Source organism: Streptomyces sp. YS-3, assembly GCF_045257485.1.
In the GTDB taxonomy this organism is placed as follows: domain Bacteria; phylum Actinomycetota; class Actinomycetes; order Streptomycetales; family Streptomycetaceae; genus Streptomyces.
This window is the reverse complement of record NZ_JBJHPC010000386.1, coordinates 1-7,006: the sequence shown is the minus strand read 5'-3', so window position 1 is coordinate 7,006 and position 7,006 is coordinate 1. Positions and strand designations below refer to the sequence as shown.

General features: G+C 73.0%; 8 protein-coding genes and 1 pseudogene. 5 read left to right on the top strand and 4 right to left on the bottom strand.

Going from position 1 to position 7,006, the window contains the following annotated elements:
* From ACJA3G_RS25860 to ACJA3G_RS25845, 4 genes and pseudogenes are all read left to right on the top strand, one after another.
* Positions 1-311 (top strand): annotated as a pseudogene (locus ACJA3G_RS25860) (histidine kinase); the annotation flags it as partial.
* Positions 308-748 (top strand): roadblock/LC7 domain-containing protein, encoded by a 441-nt coding sequence (locus ACJA3G_RS25855; RefSeq protein ID WP_406555445.1) that lies wholly within the window; start codon positions 308-310, stop codon positions 746-748. The pseudogene ACJA3G_RS25860 and the gene ACJA3G_RS25855, both read left to right, overlap by 4 nt.
* A 10-nt stretch (positions 749-758) precedes the next feature.
* Positions 759-1,196 carry a DUF742 domain-containing protein gene (locus tag ACJA3G_RS25850; RefSeq protein ID WP_406555444.1) on the top strand — a complete coding sequence of 146 codons (438 nt, stop codon included), beginning with the start codon at positions 759-761 and terminating at the stop codon, positions 1,194-1,196.
* The gene (locus tag ACJA3G_RS25845; protein WP_406555443.1) at positions 1,177-1,782 is read left to right on the top strand and encodes a GTP-binding protein; all 606 of its coding nucleotides are present in this window, start codon (positions 1,177-1,179) and stop codon (positions 1,780-1,782) included. Before ACJA3G_RS25850 ends, ACJA3G_RS25845 begins: the two co-directional genes overlap by 20 nt.
* A gap of 102 nt (positions 1,783-1,884) precedes the next feature.
* Here ACJA3G_RS25845 and glpK read toward each other — a convergent pair whose 3' ends face one another.
* The 4 genes from glpK to ACJA3G_RS25825 all read right to left on the bottom strand — a co-directional run bounded on the left by glpK (position 1,885) and on the right by ACJA3G_RS25825 (position 6,266).
* A complete protein-coding gene (glpK, locus tag ACJA3G_RS25840) occupies positions 1,885-3,396 on the bottom strand; it encodes a glycerol kinase GlpK (RefSeq protein ID WP_406555442.1) in 1,512 nt (503 codons plus the stop codon).
* Between the two features lie 336 nt (positions 3,397-3,732).
* Positions 3,733-4,929 carry a lipid-transfer protein gene (locus ACJA3G_RS25835; RefSeq protein WP_406555441.1) on the bottom strand — a complete coding sequence of 399 codons (1,197 nt, stop codon included), beginning with the start codon at positions 4,927-4,929 and terminating at the stop codon, positions 3,733-3,735.
* Positions 4,926-5,354 (bottom strand): Zn-ribbon domain-containing OB-fold protein, encoded by a 429-nt coding sequence (locus ACJA3G_RS25830; protein WP_406555446.1) that lies wholly within the window; start codon positions 5,352-5,354, stop codon positions 4,926-4,928. The genes ACJA3G_RS25835 and ACJA3G_RS25830 overlap by 4 nt, the downstream gene beginning before the upstream one ends.
* Before the next feature lie 105 nt (positions 5,355-5,459).
* Complete coding sequence (locus tag ACJA3G_RS25825) at positions 5,460-6,266, bottom strand: M15 family metallopeptidase (RefSeq protein ID WP_406555440.1); 807 nt, start codon at positions 6,264-6,266, stop codon at positions 5,460-5,462.
* Positions 6,267-6,358: 92 nt separating this feature from the next.
* On the opposite strand from ACJA3G_RS25825, the gene ACJA3G_RS25820 reads away from it, so the two are divergent.
* Complete coding sequence (locus ACJA3G_RS25820) at positions 6,359-6,886, top strand: NUDIX domain-containing protein (protein WP_406555439.1); 528 nt, start codon at positions 6,359-6,361, stop codon at positions 6,884-6,886.
* Positions 6,887-7,006 lie beyond the last annotated feature (120 nt).

Here is a 7,006-nt window from a genome sequence, read left to right as displayed (position 1 = left end):
GCCGCGAGAGCGCCGACGCGACCGCCGCGCCGGGCGCCCTGCCCCGCCGGGTCCGTCAGGCCAGCCTCGCCCCGCAGCTGAAAGAGACCTCCGCCGAGCCCGCGGACCGCACCGGGCCGGGCGGCCCGGGCGCTCAGCCGCAGCCCGAGCGCGACGCAGAGGAAGTGCGCAACCGTATGGCGTCGATGCAGCGTGGCTGGCAGCGCGGGCGTCGGCACAACGCGATGACCAGCGCAGAGACCACAGCCGACGGGCCCGACCAGGCCCTGGGCGGCGTACGACGCAACACATCCGAGGGGGACGGTCGATGACCGCACCGAAGTCCGCAGCACACGACGTCATCGGGAAGGGCGCCGGGGAACTCAACTGGTTGCTGGACGAGCTGGTCGACCGGGTCGGCTCCATCCGCAAGGCGCTCGTCCTGTCCAGTGACGGCCTGCCCACCGGCACGTCCAGGGACCTGACGCGGGAGGACGGCGAGCACCTGGCCGCCGTCGCCTCCGGCTTCCACAGCCTCGCCAAGGGCGTCGGCCGCCACTTCGACGTGGGCGGCGTCCGCCAGACGGTCGTGGAGCTCGACGACGCCTTCCTGTTCGTGACGGCCGCCGGCGACGGCAGCTGTCTGGCGGTCCTGACGGACGCCGAGGCCGACGTCGGTCAGGTGGCGTACGAGATGACCCTGATGGTCAAGCGGGTCGGGGCCCACCTCACCACGGCACCACGGACCGGCCTGCCCACCGCAGGGTGAGCGCGACGGTATGAGTGACGCAGACCAGCGGGCGCCGGGCGGCGGCCCGCAGCAGCCGGACCGGGTGCCCCAGCAGCACCACTGGTTCGACGACGACGCGGGACCGGTGGTACGGCCGTACGCGATGACCCGCGGTCGCACCAGCAGCGTCGGACAGCACCGGCTCGACCTGATCGCGGTGGTGGTGCCCGAACCGGCCGCCGACGACCCGGGGCGCGACCACTCGCTGTCGCCCGAACACGTCGAGATCGTCGAACGCTGCGTCGGCACCCCGCAGTCCATCGCCGAACTCGCCGCCGGACTCGACCTTCCCGTCGGCGTGGTCCGCGTCCTGGTGGGCGATCTCGTCCAGGACCAGCTGGTGCACGTCTCCCGACCCGTTCCGCCGGCCGAGCTGCCGGACGAGTCCCTTCTCCGCGAGGTGATCAATGGCCTTCGGGCGCTCTAGCCGCAGAAAGCGGCCCGTCGAACCGGTGACCCTGAAGATCCTGGTGGCGGGCGGCTTCGGCGTCGGCAAGACCACGCTGGTGGGCGCGGTCAGCGAGATCCGGCCGCTGCGCACCGAGGAGCGGCTCAGCGAGGCCGGCCGGCCGGTCGACGACGTCGCGGGGGTGGAGACGAAGAGCACCACCACGGTCGCGATGGACTTCGGACGCATCACGCTCCGCGAGGACCTGGTGCTCTACCTCTTCGGCACCCCCGGCCAGGACCGCTTCTGGTTCCTCTGGGACGAGCTGGCCCAGGGTGCGCTGGGCGCGGTGGTCCTCGCGGACACCCGGCGCCTGGAGGACTCCTTCGCGGCGATCGACTACTTCGAGCGCCGCGGGCTGCCCTTCACGGTGGCCGTCAACTGCTTCGACGAAGCGGCCCGCTACCCCGCCGACGCGGTGCGCTCCGCGCTCGACCTCGATCCCGAGGTACCGCTGCTGATGACGGACGCGCGCGACCGCGAGGCCGTCAAGGACGTCCTGGTCGCGGTCGTGGAGCACGCCATGGTCCTCTCCGAGCGGCGCCGCCGGGCGGTCTCGATCTGACGCCCGCGCGTCCCCTACGCGAGGACACGGCCCGTACCCCCGCCGACCGGGGTACGGGCCGTGCGCTGTGGGGGAGCGGGGGCGGCCCCGGAGCCCGAGCGGCTAGGGCGTGTCCTCCTCGTGCCAGCCCAGGCTGCGCTCCACCGCCCTGCGCCACCGGCCGTACTCGCGCTCGCGCGCCCCGGCCTCCATCGCGGGCCGCCACTCCACGTCCCGCTGCCAGTGCGCCTTGAGCTCGTCCAGGCCCGTCCACACCCCGGTGGCGAGCCCGGCCGCGTACGCCGCTCCCAGACAGGTCGTCTCGGAGACCTTCGGCCGGATCACCGGCACGCCGAGCACGTCCGCCTGGTGCTGCATCAGCAGCCCGTTGACGGTCATCCCGCCGTCGACCTTGAGCGTGGTGATCCGCACCCCGGAGTCCTGGTACATCGCGTCCACCACCTCGCGCGTCTGCCAGCTGGTGGCCTCCAGGACCGCGCGGGCCAGATGCGCCTTGGTGACGTACCGGGTCAGCCCGGTGACGACACCGCGCGCGTCGGAGCGCCAGTAGGGCGCGAAGAGGCCGGAGAAGGCGGGGACGATGTAGGCGCCGCCGTTGTCCTCGACGCTCGCAGCGAGTGCCTCGATCTCGGCGGCGGTGCGGATCAGACCGAGCTGGTCGCGGAACCACTGGACGAGGGCGCCGGTGATCGCGATCGAGCCCTCCAGGCAGTAGACCGGCGCCTGCTCACCGATCTGGTAGCCGACGGTGGTGATCAGGCCGTTCTTGGAGGGCACGGGCCGGCCGCCGGTGTTGAGCAGCAGGAAACTCCCGGTCCCGTACGTGTTCTTGGCCGTGCCGGTGTCGTAGCAGGCCTGCCCGAAGACCGCCGCCTGCTGGTCGCCGAGCGCGGCGGCCACCGGCACTCCGGCCAGCCGGCCGACCGCCGTCCCGTACACCTCCGCCGACGACCGGATCTCCGGAAGGACCGCCTCCGGGACGTTCATGGCGGCCAGGATCGAGGAGTCCCACTGGAGGGTCTCCAGGTTCATCAGCATGGTCCGCGAGGCGTTGGTGACGTCGGTGACGTGCACACCGCCGTCCGTGCCGCCGGTGAGGTTCCAGATCAGCCAGGAGTCGATGGTCCCGAACGCGATCTCGCCGCGCTCGGCACGGGTGCGCAGACCGGGTACGTCGTCGAGCAGCCAGGCCGCCTTGGGACCGGAGAAGTAGCTCGCCAGCGGCAGTCCCGTGGCGTCCCGGAAGCGGTCCTGGCCGTCCTCCCCGCCGAGCCGGGTACAGAGCGCGGAGGTCCGGGTGTCCTGCCAGACGATGGCGTTGTGCACCGGTTTGCCGGTCGCCCGGTCCCAGAGCACGGTCGTCTCGCGCTGGTTGGTGATGCCCAGCGCGCTGAGCTCGTCGGCGCGCAGCCCGGCCTTGGCCAGCGCGCCCGCGACCACCGCCTGCACCTTGGACCAGATCTCGGTGGCGTCGTGCTCGACCCAGCCGGGCCGGGGGAAGATCTGGCGGTGCTCGCGCTGGTCCACGGCGACGACGGCGCCGCTCCGGTCGAAGATGATGCAGCGGCTGGAGGTGGTGCCCTGGTCGATGGCTGCGACGAACTTCTCCGTCATGGCTACCCCTAGGTCTGAAGGCTGCGCGGGCCGAGATCGCGGGCCGGTCCGACCGGGGAAGGCCCCGGTCCTCCGTGCAGGGTGGGCGCTGTGCGTGGCTGCGGAGCCGGGGACGAGGGCCCGTCGGCCCCCGCCCGGCATCCGTGACGAGCGTGCCCGTCCGGCGGAATCGCCCCATGGGGGAGCGGCCCGGCGACCGCGTACGGGGCACGCGGCCGGGAGCCGGGGAACGGCGACGCCGAGAGACAACGGGAAGTGTTCACCGGCCGTGATGGAGCGTCAAGGTCGCCGACAGCACCGGCCGCCGGGGGTACGCGGCGGCCGGCGGCCCGGCGCTCAGCGCACCGCGATCACCGACGAACCGTGCCCGAACAGGCCCTGGTTGGCGGTGATCCCCACCCGCGCCCCGGGGACCTGCCGCTCGCCCGCCGTACCGCGCAACTGCCGGGTGAGCTCGCAGACCTGGGCGATCGCCTGGGCGGGCACGGCCTCACCGAACGATGCGAGACCCCCGCTCGCGTTGACCGGAACACGACCTCCGAGCGCCGTCGCGCCCTCCCGCAGGAGCTTCGCGCCCTCACCGGCGCCGCACAGCCCGAGATCCTCGTACCACTGCAGCTCCAGAGCGGTCGACAGGTCGTACACCTCCGCCAGCGACAGGTCCTCGGGCCCGATCCCCGCCTCCTCGTAGGCGGCCCGTGCGACGGAGGTACGGAAGGAGTGTTGCGGGGGCTCCACCGCGAGTGCCGAGTCGGTGGCGATGTCCGGCAGGTCCAGGACCGTGTTGGGGTAGGTGGGCGTGACCGTGGAGACGGCCCGGATCCGGACCGGGTCCGCCGCTCCGTGTCCGCGCGCGTAGTCCATGCCGCACAGCACCAGGGCGGCGGCCCCGTCGGAGGTCGCGCAGATGTCGAGCAGCCGCAGCGGATCGGCGACCACCGCCGAGGCGGCCACCTCCTCGGCGGTCACCGCCTTGCGGTAGCGCGCGTACGGGTTGAGCGCGCCGGCCGCCGCGTTCTTGACCTTCACGCGCGCGAAGTCGTCGACGGTGTCGCCGTACAGGGCCATGCGGCGCCGGGCGTACAGCCCGAAGTACGCCGGGTTGGTGGCGCCCAGCACCCGGAAGCGCAGCCAGTCCGGATCGTCGGGCCGGTCGCCGCCCGCGGGGGCGAAGAACCCCTTGGGCGCGGCGTCGGCGCCCACCACGAGGACGACCTCGGCCATGCCGGAGAGGATCTGCGCCCGGGCGGTGCCGATCGCCTGGGCCCCGGAGGCGCAGGCCGCGTAGACGGTCGTCACGCGCGCGCCCTGCCAGCCCAGCGCCCGCGCGAAGGTCGCCCCGGCCACATACCCGGGGTATCCGCCGCGGACGGTGCCGGCGCCCACCACGGACTGGACGGCGGACCAGTCGAGCCCGGCGTCGGCGAGCGCGGCCCGGGCCGCGACCGTCCCGTACTCGACGAAGCCGCGCCCCCACTTGCCCCAGGGATGCAGACCGGCGCCGAGGACCGCGATGTCGTGAGTGGCGCTCATGCCTGCGCCTCCACGGGCCGCCAGTGCCAGGTGGTCCAGACGGTCCCGGCGTCCTCGTGGAGCACGCCGGGCACCACCTCGACCTCCATCCCGACGGCGAGACCGGCGGTGGTCACCCCCGGCGCGGCCTGCCCCAGGACCACCATCCGCTCGGCCTCCAGCTCCACGGCGACCAGTACGTACGGCTGCCAGAGCGCCTCCGGGTCTGAGACGTAGGGCGCGGGCGGGCGGTAGCGGCCGTCGGTGTACGACCAGACGCGCCCGCGCCGGGACAGCGGCACCTCGCTCAACTCCCGGCCGCCGCAGGCCGGGTTGCGGCAGAGGACGTCCTCGCGGGGGAAGAACACGCAGGCGCAGTCGGAGCACCGGGTGCCGAGCAGCCGGAACTCCTGGTCCTGCGCCTGCGTGAACCAGCCCGCCACCACGGGCGTGCGCGTGCGCGTCAAAACCCCTCCACGGCTCGCAGCTCTGTTTCTGACGGAACGTCAGAAGTGTGCCACGGGTGGCCGCGCTCCGGCAGGGGGCGTCGCTCAGCGGTGCCCGGCCACCGAACGCCAGGCCACCGGGAAGTCGAAGTACGTCTCCGGGAACGGCTCCGGCTGGTACGTGAAGTGCCACCACTCCTGGGGGATCCCGACGAACCCGGCGGCCTGGAGCGCACCCTTCAGGAACTGGCGGTTGGCGCGCTGGACGCCCTGGACGCGGGGGTCGTCGGTGTGCGACAGGGTGTCGAAGCAGTCGAACCCGGTGCCCATGTCGACGGAGTTGTCGGGGAAGCGCTGGTCCTTCGGCGCGAAGCACGGCACGAGAGGCCGGCCTGGGCGGTAGGGCGGTGTCGGCCGCGCGGGCAGCCTGACGAGGGTGATGTCCACCGAACTGCCCCGGCTGTGCCCCGACTTGGCCGCGATGTACACATCCTCGAACAGTCTCGACTTGTCGACAAGCGGATAGAACTCGGTCTTCATTCTCTGGTCGTCGAGGTCCTTCGCCCAGTCCACGAAGGTGTCCACGGCCCGCTGCGGCCGGTAGCAGTCGTAGACCTTGAGCGAGTAGCCCTCGCGGAGCAGCTTCAGCTGCGCCCGGTGGAGCGCCTGGGCCGCGTGGCGGGTCAGGATGCACACCGGCTGGCGGTAGCCGTCGATGGGCCGGCCCACGAAGTTGTGCGGCGTGATGTAGCGCATCTCCTGGATGATCGTCGGGTCCACGGTTGCCAGCGCCACGAACTCGGCGGGCGCCTTCGGTTCGGGCACGGCCCGCGCGGGGGACGAGGCGGCGGTCACGGCGAGCAGGGCGGCGGCAGCGGCGAGCACGCCGCGCACGGTTGATCGAATCGTCATGGGCACACCCTTCAGCACACAACAGGGCGGCGGATAGGCGGAGTTGGGGCAATGTGCCCCGATGGCCGAAGACCGTCGGTTAAAGTCCGCGCGTGACCGGGACCTCGAAGACCTCGAAGCAGCCTGTCAAGGACTCGCACTGTGCCGCGTGCGGATCGCCCTACCCCGCCGCCCCGGGCGGCTGGCCCCGCCTCTGCGCGGCCTGCGGGACCGTCACCTACCGCAACCCCCTGCCCGTCGCCGTCGCCCTCTGTCCGGTGACGGACGCGCGCGGTACGGGACTGGTCGTCATCACCCGCGCCGTCGAACCCCACATCGGCCGCTTCGCCCTGCCCGGCGGTTTCGTCGACGACGGCGAACTCTGGCAGGAGGCGGTCGTCCGCGAGCTGTACGAGGAGACCGGGATCGAGGCGTCCGCCGCCGATGTCCGCCTCGCCGACGCACTCAGCTCCCCGCACCACGTGCTCCTGTTCGGCCTGCTCCCGTCCCGTCCGGCGGCCGGGCTCCCACCGTCCGCACCGACGGACGAGACCGCGGGCTGGCAGATCCTGCACCGCCCGCAGGAGCTGGCGTTCCCCCTGCACACCCAGGTGGTACGGGGGTGGTTCGCGGGGCGGTGAGTGCGGCCCGCTCACCCGACCCCGCCCCGCACCCGCACCGCGTACCCCAGCTCCCGGGTCGCGCCCTCGCGCGTGACGCGCTCCACCACCACCCGGCCACCCGCCAGCCGCGTGGTGAAA